The 14,771-nt window shown below is 68.5% G+C and carries 16 protein-coding genes and 1 riboswitch; of the genes, 12 read left to right on the top strand and 4 right to left on the bottom strand.

From position 1 onward, the window contains the following. Positions 1-2 precede the first annotated feature (2 nt). The 4 genes from U5771_RS18655 to U5771_RS18640 all read left to right on the top strand — a co-directional run bounded on the left by U5771_RS18655 (position 3) and on the right by U5771_RS18640 (position 4,301). A complete protein-coding gene (locus U5771_RS18655) occupies positions 3-899 on the top strand; it encodes an ABC transporter permease (RefSeq protein WP_322025334.1) in 897 nt (298 codons plus the stop codon). Positions 900-934: 35 nt separating this feature from the next. Then, complete coding sequence (locus tag U5771_RS18650) at positions 935-1,966, top strand: ABC transporter ATP-binding protein (protein WP_322025333.1); 1,032 nt, start codon at positions 935-937, stop codon at positions 1,964-1,966. A 62-nt stretch (positions 1,967-2,028) separates the two neighbouring features. Further along, positions 2,029-2,853 (top strand): phosphodiesterase, encoded by an 825-nt coding sequence (locus tag U5771_RS18645; protein ID WP_322025332.1) that lies wholly within the window; start codon positions 2,029-2,031, stop codon positions 2,851-2,853. A 248-nt stretch (positions 2,854-3,101) separates the two neighbouring features. Further along, entirely contained in the window at positions 3,102-4,301 is a 1,200-nt protein-coding gene (locus U5771_RS18640) for an MFS transporter (RefSeq protein ID WP_322025331.1), read from the top strand. 21 nt (positions 4,302-4,322) lie between these two features. Here U5771_RS18640 and U5771_RS18635 read toward each other — a convergent pair whose 3' ends face one another. Further along, entirely contained in the window at positions 4,323-5,504 is a 1,182-nt protein-coding gene (locus U5771_RS18635; RefSeq protein WP_322025330.1) for an EamA family transporter, read from the bottom strand. Between the two features lie 97 nt (positions 5,505-5,601). Between U5771_RS18635 and U5771_RS18630 the strand changes: the two genes are divergently transcribed. From U5771_RS18630 to U5771_RS18620, 3 genes are all read left to right on the top strand, one after another. After that, positions 5,602-5,889: a hypothetical protein gene (locus U5771_RS18630; protein WP_322025329.1), complete on the top strand. Its 288-nt coding sequence runs from the start codon at positions 5,602-5,604 to the stop codon at positions 5,887-5,889. A gap of 110 nt (positions 5,890-5,999) precedes the next feature. Then, positions 6,000-6,353: a type II toxin-antitoxin system RelE/ParE family toxin gene (locus tag U5771_RS18625; RefSeq protein ID WP_322025393.1), complete on the top strand. Its 354-nt coding sequence runs from the start codon at positions 6,000-6,002 to the stop codon at positions 6,351-6,353. Then, positions 6,350-6,631: a helix-turn-helix domain-containing protein gene (locus U5771_RS18620; protein WP_322025328.1), complete on the top strand. Its 282-nt coding sequence runs from the start codon at positions 6,350-6,352 to the stop codon at positions 6,629-6,631. Before U5771_RS18625 ends, U5771_RS18620 begins: the two co-directional genes overlap by 4 nt. A 43-nt stretch (positions 6,632-6,674) precedes the next feature. On the opposite strand, the gene U5771_RS18615 is transcribed toward U5771_RS18620, so the two are convergent. The 3 genes from U5771_RS18615 to U5771_RS18605 form a co-directional block, all read right to left on the bottom strand. Next, positions 6,675-7,463, bottom strand: a complete 789-nt coding sequence (locus tag U5771_RS18615) for a molybdopterin-dependent oxidoreductase (protein WP_322025327.1) — start codon at positions 7,461-7,463, stop codon at positions 6,675-6,677. Between the two features lie 29 nt (positions 7,464-7,492). After that, on the bottom strand, positions 7,493-8,125 hold the full coding sequence (locus U5771_RS18610; protein ID WP_322025326.1) for a cytochrome b/b6 domain-containing protein: 633 nt from the start codon (positions 8,123-8,125) through the stop codon (positions 7,493-7,495). A 113-nt stretch (positions 8,126-8,238) separates the two neighbouring features. After that, a complete protein-coding gene (locus U5771_RS18605; protein ID WP_322025325.1) occupies positions 8,239-8,517 on the bottom strand; it encodes a pentapeptide MXKDX repeat protein in 279 nt (92 codons plus the stop codon). A gap of 281 nt (positions 8,518-8,798) precedes the next feature. Then, positions 8,799-8,915, top strand: a riboswitch (TPP riboswitch). Between the two features lie 124 nt (positions 8,916-9,039). Here U5771_RS18605 and thiC point away from each other — a divergent pair. The 5 genes from thiC (at position 9,040) to U5771_RS18580 (ending at position 14,769) form a co-directional block, all read left to right on the top strand. Then, a complete protein-coding gene (gene thiC / locus U5771_RS18600; RefSeq protein ID WP_322025324.1) occupies positions 9,040-10,971 on the top strand; it encodes a phosphomethylpyrimidine synthase ThiC in 1,932 nt (643 codons plus the stop codon). A 252-nt stretch (positions 10,972-11,223) separates the two neighbouring features. Next, positions 11,224-11,439 (top strand): glycine zipper 2TM domain-containing protein, encoded by a 216-nt coding sequence (locus U5771_RS18595; RefSeq protein WP_322025323.1) that lies wholly within the window; start codon positions 11,224-11,226, stop codon positions 11,437-11,439. A gap of 218 nt (positions 11,440-11,657) precedes the next feature. After that, positions 11,658-11,912, top strand: coding sequence for a hypothetical protein (locus U5771_RS18590; protein ID WP_322025322.1), 255 nt, complete (start codon positions 11,658-11,660; stop codon positions 11,910-11,912). 181 nt (positions 11,913-12,093) lie between these two features. Then, complete coding sequence (locus tag U5771_RS18585; protein ID WP_322025321.1) at positions 12,094-13,020, top strand: DMT family transporter; 927 nt, start codon at positions 12,094-12,096, stop codon at positions 13,018-13,020. 468 nt (positions 13,021-13,488) lie between these two features. Continuing rightward, on the top strand, positions 13,489-14,769 hold the full coding sequence (locus U5771_RS18580; RefSeq protein WP_322025320.1) for an EAL domain-containing protein: 1,281 nt from the start codon (positions 13,489-13,491) through the stop codon (positions 14,767-14,769). Positions 14,770-14,771: the final 2 nt, after the last annotated feature.

The raw sequence follows: 14,771 nt of genomic DNA, 5'->3' as shown, positions 1-14,771 counted from the left end.
TCATGCAATCGCTTTCCGGTTCGTCCGCGCCGTCGCCGGCGCCCGCTCCGTCGCATGCGGACGGCGCCGCCCGACGCGCGCCGCGCGTGTCGGGCGCGCGCGCGATCGCCGCGCTGCAATGGGGCGTCACGCTGCTGCTGTGCGCGTTCCTGATCGTGCCCGTCGTGATGTCGGTGCTCGCGGGCCTCACCGTCAACTATTTCCGCGGGCTGTCGAGCGGCCTCACGCTGCGCTGGCTCGAACAGGTGTGGCAGCAGTACCAGGGCTCGGTCGCGCTGTCGCTCGGCGTCGCGTTCGCGACGCTCGCGATCGTGCTCGTCGTCGGCGTGCCGGCCGGCTATGCGCTCGCGCGCAGCAAGAGCCGCGTCGCCCGCGTGATCGAGGAGGCGCTCGTGCTGCCGGTCGCGCTGCCGGGCCTCGCATCCGCGCTCGCGCTGCTGGTCGTGTACGGCGGCTTCACCGCGTTCCGGATGAGCCTGTGGTTCATCGTCGTCGGCCACGTCGTGTTCACGCTGCCGTTCATGGTGCGCGCGGTCGCGGCCGTCGCGGCCGGTGCCGACCTGCGCACGCTCGAGGAAGGCGCGGCGAGCCTCGGCGCGTCGTTCGTCACGCGCTTCGTCACGATCGTGCTGCCGAACCTGCGCCCCGGCATCGTCGCGGGCGCGCTCGCGGTGCTCACGCTGTCGATCGGCGAATTCAACCTGACCTGGATGCTGCATACGCCCGACACGAAGACGCTGCCCGTCGGGCTCGCCGATACCTATGCGTCGCTGCGTCTCGAAGTCGGCAGCGCATACACCATCGTGTTCCTGCTGATGACGCTGCCGCTCCTCGTCGCGATGCAGTGGCTCGGCGTCGATCCGTCCGGCACGCGCGCGCTGAAGCGTCGCCCGCGCTGACCCTGCGCTGACCCTGCGCTGACTTCCCCGCTCTCATGAAACTCGATTCCACCCCCATCACCCTGACCCGCTGCGCGAAGACGTTCCGCGGCACGCGCGTGCTCGAACCGCTCGACCTGTCGATCGGCGCGGGCGAGACGCTCGTGCTGCTCGGCCCGTCGGGCTGCGGCAAGACGACGACGCTGCGCCTGATCGCCGGCCTCGACACGCCGGACGCCGGCGGTACGATCCTGTTCGGCGGCGACGACGTGACGGCGCTGCCGATCGAGCGCCGCCAGGTCGGCATGGTGTTCCAGAACTACGCGCTGTTCCCGAACCTGACGGTGCGCGGCAACGTCGGCTACGGACTGAAGATCCGCAAGACCGAGCCGCGCGCGCTGCGCGAACGCGTCGACGAGCTGCTCGCGATGATGCGGCTCGACGCGCATGCGGACAAGCCGGTCGATCAGCTGTCGGGCGGCCAGCGCCAGCGTGTCGCGCTGGCGCGCGCGCTCGCGGTGCGCCCGCGCGTGCTGCTGCTCGACGAGCCGCTGACCGCGCTCGACGCGAAGCTGCGCGACGTGCTGCGCCGCGAGATGAACGCGCTGTTGCGCGAACTCGGCGTGACGACCGTTTACGTGACGCACGACCAGGCCGAGGCGATGGAACTCGGCGACCGGATCGTCGTGATGGGCGCGGGCCGCATCGAGCAGATCGGCACGCCGCGCGACATCTACTACCGGCCGGCGAACCGCACGGTCGCACAGTTCATCGGCACGCTGAACCGGCTTGCGGGACAATGGCGAGACGGTGCGCTCGTGACGACGGGGGGCTCGATCGTCACGCCGCATGCCGCCGACGAGTGGTTCTTCCGCCCGGAGGACGCGCAACTCGCCGATCCCGCGCATGCGCCGCTGCGCGGCGCGATCGGCGCGTGCGCGTTCCTCGGCGAACGCACGCGGCTCACGATCGAGCAGGCGGCGCCCGACGCGCTCGTGATCGACGTGCCGGGCCGCATCGAGCTCGCGCGCGGCACGGCGGTCGGCCTCACGATCGCTTCCGAAGGCCTGATCGCACTCGCCGCGTAACACCGCCCCACCGTAATACCGCAATACCGCCCCACAATAATCAGACATTCCGAGGAACGACGATGCTGCTTGCTCAAATCAGCGATCTCCACATCAAGCGTCCGGGCCAGCTCGCATACCGGCGCGTCGACACCGCCGCCGCGCTCGCGCGCTGCATCGCGAAGCTGAACGCGCTGGTGCCGCGTCCCGACGCGGTGCTCGTCACGGGCGACCTGACCGACTTCGGCCACGACGACGAATACCGCCATCTGCGCGACCTGCTCGCACCGCTCGAGATTCCGTACTACCTGATGGTCGGCAATCACGACGATCGGGCGGGGCTGCGCCGCGCGTTCGCCGATCGCCCCGAGTTGCAGGACGGCGAGTTCGTGCAGTACGCGCTCGACGTCGGCGCCGTACGCGTGCTCGCGCTCGACTCGCAGGTGCCCGGCACGAGCCACGGCGACCTGTGCGATGCGCGGCTGGCGTGGCTCGCCGCGCAGCTCGACGCCGCGCGCGACCGGCCGGTGATCGTCGCGCTGCATCACCCGCCGTTCGTGTCCGGGATCGGGCACATGGACGCGCTGCGCCTCGCGCCCGCCGCCGCCGCGAAGCTCGATGCGCTGCTGCGCGGCTATCCGAACGTCGAACGCGTGCTGTGCGGCCACGTGCACCGGACGATGTTCACGCGCTTCGGCGGCACGCTCGCATCGGCCGTGCCGGCGCCCGCGCACCAGGTCGCGTTCGACCTGCGCGCGGACGCACCGTCCGCGTTCCGGCTCGAGCCGCCCGCGTTCGCGGTGCACGTCCATACGCCGGAAACGGGGATGACATCCCATCACGTCTACGTGGACGAAGGCGACGGGCCTTATCCGTTCTATGAACCGAGCGGGGAGCTGGTCGACTGACGGCGGGCATCGCATGCGATGACGCGCGGCCGCGGGCGGTCACGGCCCGTTGGGGCTGACCGGGGCTGACCGCGGCCGATCACGGTGCGTCACGCACCGGTGGCGCCGCCTGGTCGTCTGCCCCGCCCTTCGGCCGGCAGGATTCACGGTGCTCCGGTATGATCGGCACCCTCGATGGGCGCCCGGCCCCCTGCGCAACCGACGCCGCGCCGCGCGCCCACGCCGCCCAACTCCGTTCCGTTGCCGCCATGCCCGCCGCCTCCACCGACCGTCCGACCGACGCCGCCTCGCCCCACTACTCGCGCAGCCTGCTGTTGCTGCTCGCGACGATCGCGGGCGTGTCGGTCGCGAACATCTACTACAACCAGCCGCTGCTCGACAGCTTCCGCTCGGCCTTTCCCGACGGTGCGTCGTGGATCGGCGCGGTGCCGACCGCGACGCAGCTCGGCTATGCGGCCGGCATGTTCCTGCTCGCGCCGCTCGGCGACCGTTTCGATCGCCGCGGGCTGATCCTGATGCAGATCGCGGGCCTGTCGATCGCGCTGATCGTGGCCGCGGCCGCGCCGTCGCTGGCGGTGCTCGCCGGCGCGAGCCTCGCGATCGGCGTGCTCGCGACGATCGCGCAGCAAGCCGTGCCGTTCGCGGCCGAGATCGCGCCGGCCGCCGAGCGCGGGCATGCGGTCGGCACCGTGATGAGCGGCCTGCTGCTCGGCATCCTGCTGGCGCGCACGGCAGCCGGCTTCGTCGCCGAATATTTCGGCTGGCGGGCGGTGTTCGGCGTGTCGGTCGCGGCGCTCGTCGCGCTGGCCGCGGTGATCGTGCTGCGGCTGCCGCGCAGTTCGCCGACGTCGACGCTGTCGTACGGCAAGCTGCTCGGTTCGATGTGGCACCTGGCGGTCGAACTGCGCGGGCTGCGCGAGGCGTCGCTGACGGGCGCCGCGCTGTTCGCCGCGTTCAGCGCGTTCTGGCCGGTGCTCACGCTGCTGCTCGCCGGCGCGCCATTTCATCTCGGCCCGCAGGCCGCGGGCCTGTTCGGGATCGTCGGCGCGGCCGGTGCGCTCGCCGCACCGTACGCGGGCCGGTTCGCGGACAAGCGCGGCCCGCGCGCGATCATCTCGCTCGCGATCGCACTGCTCGCGGCGTCGTTCGTGATTTTCGCGCTGTCGGGGACGAGCCTCGTCGGGCTCGTGATCGGCGTGATCGTGCTGGATGTCGGCGTGCAGGCCGCGCAGATCTCGAACCAGTCGCGCATCTACGCACTGAAGCCCGAGGCGCGCAGCCGCGTGAACACCGTGTACATGGTGTGCTACTTCATCGGCGGCGCGCTCGGCTCGTCGGTCGGCGTCGCCGCGTGGCGCGCGTTCGGCTGGACCGGCATGTGCACGGCCGGCCTGCTGTTTTCCGCGCTCGCCGGCTGGTTCCATCATCGCGGCGCACGGCGCGGCTGACCGCCGCCGCGCGCGCCGGCGTCATGCGTCGGCGCGCGACGCGGCCGGTTCGCCGGCAGGCGGCGGCGTGAATGCCGGCGGGGGATCGATGACCGCGGTCGGATCCACGACGGCGGCCGGTGCCGGCACGGCAAGCGGTACCGCGGACGGCGCAAGGATCGGCGCCGGCGACGGCATCGCGGCCTGATCCGCTATGGATGCCGCACCCGCTGCCGATTCGGCGGTCATGGTCGCCGCGGCCGGCGAAGCGTCGGCCGCCGCGCGCGCCGCGGGCCGGCGCGCGGGATCGAACAGGAACGACAGCCCGACGCTGCCGAGGATCGCGACCGTCGCGATCACGGTCGCCGTCGTCACGGGCTCGCCGAGCATCAGCGCGCCGAGCGCGACCGCGACGATCGGGTTCACGTACATGCAGCTGCTCGCGATGATCGGGCTCGTGTGGCGAATCAGGTAGCCGTACGCGACGTACGCGGCCATCGTGCAGAACACCATCAGGTACACGAACGCGAACACCGACACGACCGCGACCTGCTCGATGCGCTCGCCCATCAGCCACGCGGCGATCGAGGACATCAACCCGCCGAGGCCGATCTGCAGCGACGTCGACAGGAACAGGTCGGACGGCAGCTTGAGCCGCGTCGCGAGGTGCGCGCCGCCCGCCCAGAACAGCGCGCCGGCCAGCACGCAGATCGTGCCGAGCGCCGAGTTCCCGGCGGCCGCGCCGCCCGAATTCAGCACGACGATGCCGACCATCCCGAGCGCGACGGCCGCCCACTCGCCCTTCGTCACCGGGCGCCCGGCGACCGCCGCGATCACGGTCGCGAACAGCGGCACCGTCGCGACCATCACCGCGGCCGAGCCGCTGCTGACCGTGCGCATCCCGAGCGCGATCGTGCCCGACGACAGCGCGACCAGCATCGTGCCGACGATCGCCGAGTTGCGGATTTCGAGCAGCGTCGGCCATTCGGGCTTGCGCCGCAGCGCGAAGATGAACAGGCCGATCCCGCCGAGCAGGTTGCGCAGCCCCGACAGCAGCAGCGGCGGGAACGACTGCAGCGCGAAATGCAGGCCGCTGTAGGTCGAACCCCAGACGAAATAGATGAATACCAGGGCCAGTGCGACACGGCCGCCGCGGCTTTGCGGCAGGCGGATCCGGATCGGCAGGCGGGCGAGGAAATCGAGGAGGCGGTCGAGCGGTGTCATCGTTCAGCCCGCCCGCACGACGTGTCGCGTGCTCCGCTGAAAGACGCCGGCGATGCCGGCAAACGGCCCTGACGGGACCGGGAAGGCGGAGACGAACGTGCGGAACGACATGGCAGTGCGAACGGCGACGAATGAGAACCGGCAAGCGGCGGCAAAGGGTCAAAAAAACGTGCGCAAACCACTTCGGCTGCGCACGCTCGGCATTATGGCATCAAGGATTCGAAAGCATCGTCAGACCCGTCTGAAAGGATATCGACTGACGTTTCGGCGCGACATTTTTCGGCATCCGGACGAACGGAATCCGGGGCCGGATACGCGCCGCGCGAGCGTCGCGGACACCGCCCGACACCCCTTCCCGCCCAGCGCGATCGATTCATCGGCCTGACGGCCAGTCATGCGCCGCGGGTGTCGCTTCGCGCCTATCGTGACGGTCGGCCTGCCGGTCCGGCCGCCGACATTCCGCTCGTTCAACCCGCACACCTCCCATACAAAATTTTGTATAATTCCACCATCCTTCCGCCGAAGCCGGTTGTCTTCGTCGGCAGCGCGCTGGACGCGCTTCGCGGCTTTCCGCTACCGGCGCGCCGCGAAGCCGGCCACCAGATCGACCAGGTGCAGCGCGGCCTGGCGCCCGACGACTGGAAGCCGATGCGCACCATCGGCCCCGGCGTGCGGGAAATTCGCCTGCGCGATGCAAGCGGCGCGTTCCGGATCGTCTACGTCGCGACCTTCGCGGACGCGATCTACGTGCTGCACTGCTTCCGCAAACAATCGGCCCGCACCTGCAAGGCCGATATCGAACTGGCCGCCCGGCGCTATCGGGTGCTGGCGACGGAGAGGAAACGATGAGCAACGAACGCTATACGAATGTCTGGGACGCCATCGAGGGCCAGCCGGCCGAGGCCGAGAACATGAAGCTGCGCTCCGAGCTGATGATCGCGCTCAAGCAGCGCATCGCGCAGCTCGAACTCAGCCAGGCCCAGGCCGCGCAACGGCTGGGCGTCACGCAGCCGCGCGTGTCCGACCTGCTGCGCGGCAAGATCAACCTGTTCGGGCTCGACGCGCTCGTGAACATGGCGGCGGCGGTCGGCCTGCGCGTCGACCTGCTGGTGCGCGAATCCGCGTGAAGCACCGTGAAGCATGGCAGCGCGCGCGGGCGCACCCCGCCGCTCACGATCCGCCGAACCAGTTGTACCCCTGATCGACCCAGTAGCCGCCCGGGTAGGTATCGGTCACGAAGATTTCCATGATGTGCTTTGGATTCTTGTAGCCGAGCTTGGTCGGCATCCGCAGCTTCATCGGGAAACCGAATTCCGGCGGCAGTCTATGGCCGTCGTAGTCGAACGCGAGCAGCGTCTGCGGATGCAGCGCGGTCGGCATGTCGATGCTTTCGTAGTAGTCGTCCGCGCATTTGAAACCGACGAATTTCGCGTGCGTATCGGCGCCGGCACGTGCCAGGAACGCGCCGAACGGCGTGCCGCCCCACCGGCCGATCGCACTCCACCCTTCCACGCAGATATGCCGCGTGATCTGCTCCGCGTGCGGCAGCGCGTACAGCTCGTCGAGCGTCCACACGCGCTTGCCCGTCACGCGGCCCGACAGCACGAGCCGGTACGTCGATGCGTCGACGTGCGGCACCTCGTCGATGCCGTAGTACGCATTGAACGGGAACGGCCGCGTGATGTCGGCTTCGGTATAGGTCGGCGCGAGCCGCTCGCCGCTGAAGAGCCATGCCTGAACGCGATCGTTCATGCGCGACACCTTCTCGAGGAACGTATTGACCGACGCGTCGTCCTGCAGCGTGCAGCCGGTCAGCATCGTCAGCCCGCCGAGCGTCAGGATGCGCCGGTTGAACAGCCGCCGCGACGGCATCTCCAACTCGCGGCGCACGTCGAGCTCGAGCGACTTGCGATCGAGCGTCCAGCGCGAAACGTCGCGCTTGTATTCGGATTCCGACATGATGATTTCCTTCACCCGGAGTTGACCGGTCAGCGCCCGCGCAGCATCGCGAGCAGCGAGCGCGGCACCAGCAGCGCCATCGCGACATGCATGAAGAAGAACGCGACGAGCAGCGACATCGCCCAGAAATGCACGACGCGCGCGTTGTCGTAACCGCCGAACAGTTCGCGCAGCAGCGGAAACTGCACCGACTTCCAGATCGTGAGCCCGGACAGCACCAGCACGATCAGATCGACGATCGCGACCAGGTACGCGGCACGTTGCACCGCGTTGTAGACGCTCAAATCGTCGTGCGCGAGCCGGCCGCGCAACGCGGCGCGCACGTCGCGCCACACGGACGCCGGCGTGACGGGCAGCATCTTGCGCGCGAGGCGCCCGGTCGCGATCGACATCGTCAGGTAGAACAGCCCGTTGCCGACGAGCAGCCACATCGCCGCGAAATGCCATTGCAGCGCGCCGCCGAGCCAGCCGCCGAGCGTGATGCCGTGCGGAAACACGAACGGCGGATAGATCGGCGACGCATCGTAGATGCGCCAGCCGGACAGCACCATCAGGATGGCCGCGAGCGCGTTGAGCCAGTGGCTCATGCGCACCCACAGCGGATGGATCGGGCGCGCGGGCGGCGTGGCGGCCGCGCGCCCGGTGGCGGGAACGGTTTGCATGATGAAGACTCCCGGAACGCGTCGACGAGACGAGACGAGATGAGACAAAACGAGACGCGGGCGGGCGGCCGTCGTCCAGCACACGCGCCGGCCGCGCGCCCTGCCCGGCTCCGTCAGTTCGACGGCGCCATCTTGTCGCCCGACGGCTTGCCCATCTCGTCGTGCGACATCGCGTCCTTCTTCATCGCATGCTTCTTCATGGCGCCCTTCTTCATCGCGCCATCCTTCGCCATCGCATCGTGGCCCATTGCATCCTTCGCCATCGCGTCGTGGCCCATCGCGTCCTTCGACATCGACGAACCGTTTTGCGACATCGCATCGTTCTGCGCATACGCACCCGTTGCGAGCGTGGCGAAAGCAGCGACGCAGGCGGCGATCAGTACGTTTTTCATGACATCTCTCCAAAACATGGTTTTAAGGAGCCGAATAGACGGACGACGTCGCGGGAAATGACAGCCGCTGCGGAATTATTTTTTTGAGGTCGCGCGAAGGCGCGCCATGTTGCACCGCGTTTGCCCCGCCTCGCCGCTGTCGGCCGAGCCATGGGGCCGTGCGGCGGCGACGCGCGCTGCCATTTCGACGGGCCATCGTACCGCCCGCCATGCTGCGGCCGCACCGGGGCAGCCGATCCTCTCCCGGTTGAAACCGCCGCCAAGCCAGTGTATCGTGTGCGCTGCTAACGCGGGGGTCCTGCAATGCGCTCGGTCAAACAACCGGCATTGCGGGTGAGAAATACCCTTTGAACCTGATCTGGATAATGCCAGCGCAGGGAAGCGTACGGATTTCGCCGCCATCCTTCTGACGAAATCCGCCGCCTCACCAAGCCTCGTCTCCTGCTTAGCTCGAGCCCCACATTCGTCAAGGGCTCCGGGCAAGCGCCGCAGCGCCTGTCCGGCGCTCACACAGGAGATTGCATGAACGCCAATCCGAAGTTTCTGTCTGCCGACGCCCACGTCGATGCCGCCGCCGTCGCGCCGCTGCCCAATTCGCGAAAGGTTTATGTAACCGGCTCGCAGCCCGACATCCGGGTGCCGATGCGTGAAATCACGCAGGCCGACACCCCGACCGGCTTCGGCGGCGAAAAGAATCCGCCGATCTACGTGTACGACACGTCGGGCCCCTACACCGATCCGGACGCGAAGATCGACATCCGCGCGGGCCTGCCCGCGCTGCGCCAGCGCTGGATCGAAGCGCGCGGCGACACCGAAGTGCTCGACGGCCTGTCGAGCCGGTACGGCCTCGAGCGCGCGGCCGACCCGGCCACCGCCGACCTGCGGTTCCCGGGCCTGCACCGCAACCCGCGCCGCGCACAGTCCGGCAAGAACGTCACGCAGATGCACTACGCGCGCCAGGGCATCATCACGCCGGAGATGGAATACATCGCGATCCGCGAGAACCAGCGCCGCGCCGAGTACATCGAGAGCCTGAAGTCGAGCGGCCCGAACGGCGCGAAGCTCGCCGCGATGATGGGCCGCCAGCACCCGGGCCAGGCGTTCGGCGCCGCGGCCTTCGGCGCGAACGCGCTCGCCGAGATCACCCCCGAGTTCGTGCGCGACGAAATCGCGCGCGGCCGCGCGATCATCCCCGCGAACATCAACCACCCGGAATCCGAGCCGATGATCATCGGCCGCAACTTCCTCGTGAAGATCAACGCGAACATCGGCAACTCGGCCGTCACGTCGTCGATCGGCGAGGAAGTCGACAAGATGACGTGGGCGATCCGCTGGGGCGGCGACACGGTGATGGACCTGTCGACCGGCAAGCACATCCATGAAACGCGCGAGTGGATCATCCGCAACAGCCCGGTGCCGATCGGCACGGTGCCGATCTACCAGGCGCTCGAAAAGGTCAACGGCAAGGCCGAGGACCTGACCTGGGAAATCTTCCGCGACACGCTGATCGAACAGGCCGAGCAAGGCGTCGACTACTTCACGATCCACGCGGGCGTACGCCTGCAGTACGTGCCGCTCACCGCGAACCGGATGACGGGCATCGTGTCGCGCGGCGGCTCGATCATGGCGAAGTGGTGCCTCGCGCATCACAAGGAAAGCTTCCTGTACGAACACTTCGAAGAGATCTGCGAGATCATGAAGGCGTACGACGTGAGCTTCTCGCTCGGCGACGGCCTGCGTCCCGGCTCGATCTACGACGCGAACGACGAAGCGCAGCTCGGCGAGCTGAAGACGCTCGGCGAGCTCACGCAGATCGCGTGGAAGCACGACGTGCAGGTGATGATCGAAGGCCCCGGCCACGTGCCGATGCAGTTGATCAAGGAGAACATGGATCTCCAGCTCGACTGGTGCAAGGAAGCGCCGTTCTACACGCTCGGGCCGCTGACCACCGACATCGCACCGGGCTACGACCACATCACGTCCGGCATCGGCGCCGCGATGATCGGCTGGTTCGGCACCGCGATGCTGTGCTACGTGACGCCGAAGGAACACCTCGGGCTGCCGAACAAGGACGACGTGAAGGAAGGGATCATCACGTACAAGCTCGCCGCGCACGCGGCCGACCTCGCCAAGGGCCACCCCGGCGCGCAGGTGCGCGACAACGCACTGTCGAAGGCACGTTTCGAGTTCCGCTGGGAAGACCAGTTCAACATCGGCCTCGATCCGGACAAGGCACGCGAATTCCACGACGAGACGCTGCCGAAGGATTCGGCGAAGGTCGCGCACTTCTGCTCGATGTGCGGCCCGCACTTCTGCTCGATGAAGATCACGCAGGACGTGCGCGAGTTCGCGGCGCAGCAGGGCGTGTCGGAAAGCGAAGCGCTGAAGAAGGGGATGGAAGTCAAGGCGGTCGAGTTCGTGAAGACCGGCGCCGAGATCTATCACCGTCAGTAAGTCGCCAAGCGAACGCGGCGGTCCGCACGGACCGCATCGTGGCGCACCGCACCAGGCCCGCTTTCGAGCGGGCTTTTTTGCGTGCCCGCGCATGCCTTGTGCCTGCCGGCGCAAGGGAAACAATTGATTACGAAACCGTCCGAGCCTTAACAAGTCCTTACAGCAGCCCCGCAGGACGGCAGGTAGATTGGGTTCATGCACGGCCGCCATGCGGCCGTGCGACCTCCGTTCACTACCACAAGGACAACGATCATGAATGCTTCGATTCGGCGTTTTGGGGTATGCGCGCTGCTCGTCGCGACGGTGGCCAGCCTCTCGGCCTGCGATTCGATGACTCGACGCCAGCGCGATACGGCAATCGGTGCGGGTGTCGGCGGCGTCGCCGGCGCGGCGATCGGCGGCAACGCGCTGTCGACGCTGGGCGGCGCGGCAGCCGGCGGCATCATCGGCAACCAGGTCGGCAAGTAAGCCGGCCCGGTGCCCGCCTGCCGCGCGACGCGCGGCACGTTTCGACCAGACGGCGTTTCCGCGGTGCGGAAGCGCCGTTTTCGCATCCGGCGGCGGCGTTCGCCGGGCGTGCCGGATCCATCTGCGGAAATGATCCGTTACCGTTTTGCGCACCTTGTCATCGCCGCGCGGCCTAAGCTTAAGCATCTGCCGATTGCCGGCGCCGCCGGAGAATCATCATGAACAGGACCCTCGTCGCCGCGGCGCTCGCGTGCGCGACACTCGCCGGCTGTTACTACCCTTACGGCTACTATCCGTCCGGCTATTACGCGGCGGCGCCGGTGCAGCCCGCGCCCGTGTATGTCGACCCCGGCCCCGCGTACTACTATCCGGCCCCCGCCTATGCCCCGGCATGGGGAGGTTACTGGGGCCCCGCGCTGTCGCTGAACTTCGGCTTCGGCGGACGCGGACGCGGCGGCTGGCACCATCACTGAACGGAAGCACCGGCCGCCCGGCCGGTTCGCCCCCGCGGCGAACGGATTTCCCGTTTCTTGCCGCTTCTTTCCGTTTCTTGCGCGTCTTTCCGTTTCTTGCCGTTTCATCCGATCGTGAAACGACGGCGCGGAAACGGGGTGTAAGATTCATCACATCCCGTCCCCTCGCCCGCCACGCCCGATGTCGCCCAAGAACGCCCTTCTGCTGACCGTCCTCGCCGCCCTGTGGGGCGCGTCGTTCCTGTTCATCCGGATCGGCGTCGCCGACTTCGGCGTCGCACCGCTGATGGCGCTGCGAGTCGGTATCGGCGCACTGTTCCTGACAGGCCTCGCGCTCACGCGCTTCAAGCCGGCCGACCTCCGTGCGCGGCTGCGCCAGCACGCGTGGCCATTGTTCGTCGTCGGCGTACTGAACTCGGGCGCACCGTTCTGCCTGTTCGCCTTTGCCGAACTGACGCTGTCGGCCGGCGTGACGTCGGTGATCAACGCGACGACGCCGCTGTGGGGTGCGCTGGTCGCCTACCTGTGGCTGAAGGACAAGCTGTCGCTGCCGCGCGCGCTCGGCCTCGTGATCGGCTTTGCCGGCGTGCTCACGCTCGTATGGGATCAGATCGCCAACGCACACGGCAGCACCGGCGCCAGCGCGACCGCGCTGGCCGCCGTCGCCGCGCTCGGCGCGACGCTGCTGTACGGCATCGCGGCCAACTATACGAAGCGCAAGCTCAGCGGCGTCGATCCGCTCGTCAACGCGACCGGCAGCATGATCGGCTCGACCGTGCTGCTGCTGCCGTTCGCGATCGCGACCTGGCCGGCCGCAGCCATCAGCTCGCATGCGTGGGGCGCCGTGCTCGCGCTCGGCATCGCCTGCACGGGCATCGCGTATTTCATCTTCTTCTACCTGATCGCGCATGTCGGCCCGGCCCGCGCGATTACCGTGACGTTCGTGATTCCGGTGTTCGGCCTGCTGTGGGGCGCGCTGTTCCTCGGCGAACATGTGTCGGTCGTGATGATCGAAGGCTGCGCGATCGTGCTCGTCGGCACCGCGCTTGCGACCGGCGTGATCAAGCGGATTCCCGGGCTTCGCCCGCGCGGCGGCGAAGCGGCCTGAGCGGCGGGCACCGCCGGCACCCCGCCCATGCGGGTTGCCCGCGACGCGCCGGCCGCCGATCCGCGCGCGTCGCCCATCGACCGGTGCGCGACGGCGCATGCCGTTTTTCACCTGATGCCGATGGCCCCGCGCGATAGCGCAGCCGCCCGGCTTTCCCCCGTTTTCCTGCTCTCCCGCATTGTTCGCACGCAATGCACGCGGCACACGCGGCGCTGTCGCCGCATGCACGACCGGCGCCCTTGCGTGTCGCGCGCGTCCGGGCGGACAGCCCCGTCCGGACGTCGGTGTAGCGTTTGCGTCTGGAGTTACCCTGATACGCGCGCCACGCCATTCCCGTTACACTCGTAGCACTCATCCGCAGAAGGCGGTTACGATGCGCCACGTTCGTTCGCGTCCACTTGTGCGTGCGACGGCTTCTGCGTGGCGCGCACGATACCGCCCCCCCGATCGCCCCAGGGCACCGTTGACATGAAGCCCTCCCGCGACCTCTCGCTCGATTCCCTGCTCGAACGCCTCACGCCGACGCCCAGCGGCTGGATCGCCACGTATCGCGACACGACGCTGCGCAGCGTGTTTCAACCCGTGCTGTCGATCACGCACAAGCGCGTGGTCGGCTATGAAGCGCTGCTGCGCGTCGTGGAAGAGAACGGCACGCTGGTTTCGCCGGTCGCGCTGTTCGACAAGACGCGCGCCGCTGCCGATGCGTTGCTGCTCGACCGGCTCGCCCGCTGCCTGCATACGGCCAACTTCGTCACGCAAGGCATCGGCGACGGCTGGCTGTTCCTGAACGTGACGCCGCGCGTGCTCGATTCCGGCCTCGTGCAGCGCGAGTTCGTCGAGGCGCTGTGCCGTCATTTCGCGCTGCCGCCAAACCGCATCGTGCTGGAAGTCGTCGAACAGCCGTCGCGCGACGAAGCCGCGCTCGCCCGCACGATCGACATGATCCAGCATCGCGACTTCCTGATCGCGATCGACGATTTCGGCACCGGGTTCTCGAATTTCGACCGCGTGTGGCGTGCACGGCCCGATATCGTCAAGCTCGATCGATCGCTCGTCGAGCGCGCGACCTGGTCGGCCGAGGATCGCCGGATCATGCACCACCTGGTATCGATGCTCCACCAGGCCGGCGCGATGGTGCTCGCCGAGGGTGTCGAAAGCGACGACGCGCTGCAGGCGCTGATGGAGGCCGATATCGATTTCGTCCAGGGCTTCCAGTTCGGCCAACCCGATGCATCGATCGCGCACGCGAGCGCCGCGGCGCCCGCGATGCTCGACGCCGCGTGGCGACGCTTCATCGCCCACCGGCATACGCCGGCGATCGCCGAGCAGCCGGGCTTCGATGCGATCGAGCGGCTCGTGCTCGCCGGCGCGGCCGCGTTTTCCGCGAGCGGCAACCTGCAGGACGCCGCGCAGCGCGTCTTCACGGTACCGGCCGCGCGCCGCGTGTTCGTCACGGACGAGATCGGCGAACAGTTCCTGCCGTCGATCGGCGCGCGCCCCGAGGACGGCCAGGCGAGCGCCACGCGGCTCGCGCCGCTGTTCCCGGAAACGCATAGCAACTGGTCGCGGCGCCCGTACTTCCAGCGCGCGATCGCGGCACCGGGGCGCGTCGCGCTGATGGGCCCGCACTTCTCGCTGACCGAAGGCCGCGACTGCTATACGGCGGCCGTCGCGATTCGCGCGCAAAGCCGCCTCGTCGTGTTCTGCGTCGACTTCGTGCTCGACAGCGCCGGCACCGTGATGCGGTAGCA

Source organism: Burkholderia sp. BCC1977, from assembly GCF_905339595.1.
In the GTDB taxonomy this organism is placed as follows: domain Bacteria; phylum Pseudomonadota; class Gammaproteobacteria; order Burkholderiales; family Burkholderiaceae; genus Burkholderia.
Note: the sequence above shows the minus strand (reverse complement) of the source record. Positions and strands in the feature narration are given on the sequence as shown.

Coding starts and splice junctions, on each gene's coding strand:
- U5771_RS18645 (WP_322025332.1), top strand. CDS start 2,029: ATGCTGCTTGCTCAAATCAGCGATCTCCACATCAAGCGTCCGGGCCAG.
- U5771_RS18620 (WP_322025328.1), top strand. CDS start 6,350: ATGAGCAACGAACGCTATACGAATGTCTGGGACGCCATCGAGGGCCAG.
- U5771_RS18615 (WP_322025327.1), bottom strand. CDS start 7,463: ATGTCGGAATCCGAATACAAGCGCGACGTTTCGCGCTGGACGCTCGAT.
- U5771_RS18635 (WP_322025330.1), bottom strand. CDS start 5,504: ATGACACCGCTCGACCGCCTCCTCGATTTCCTCGCCCGCCTGCCGATC.
- U5771_RS18585 (WP_322025321.1), top strand. CDS start 12,094: ATGTCGCCCAAGAACGCCCTTCTGCTGACCGTCCTCGCCGCCCTGTGG.
- U5771_RS18655 (WP_322025334.1), top strand. CDS start 3: ATGCAATCGCTTTCCGGTTCGTCCGCGCCGTCGCCGGCGCCCGCTCCG.
- U5771_RS18580 (WP_322025320.1), top strand. CDS start 13,489: ATGAAGCCCTCCCGCGACCTCTCGCTCGATTCCCTGCTCGAACGCCTC.
- U5771_RS18590 (WP_322025322.1), top strand. CDS start 11,658: ATGAACAGGACCCTCGTCGCCGCGGCGCTCGCGTGCGCGACACTCGCC.
- thiC (WP_322025324.1), top strand. CDS start 9,040: ATGAACGCCAATCCGAAGTTTCTGTCTGCCGACGCCCACGTCGATGCC.
- U5771_RS18595 (WP_322025323.1), top strand. CDS start 11,224: ATGAATGCTTCGATTCGGCGTTTTGGGGTATGCGCGCTGCTCGTCGCG.
- U5771_RS18605 (WP_322025325.1), bottom strand. CDS start 8,517: ATGAAAAACGTACTGATCGCCGCCTGCGTCGCTGCTTTCGCCACGCTC.
- U5771_RS18650 (WP_322025333.1), top strand. CDS start 935: ATGAAACTCGATTCCACCCCCATCACCCTGACCCGCTGCGCGAAGACG.
- U5771_RS18610 (WP_322025326.1), bottom strand. CDS start 8,125: ATGCAAACCGTTCCCGCCACCGGGCGCGCGGCCGCCACGCCGCCCGCG.
- U5771_RS18640 (WP_322025331.1), top strand. CDS start 3,102: ATGCCCGCCGCCTCCACCGACCGTCCGACCGACGCCGCCTCGCCCCAC.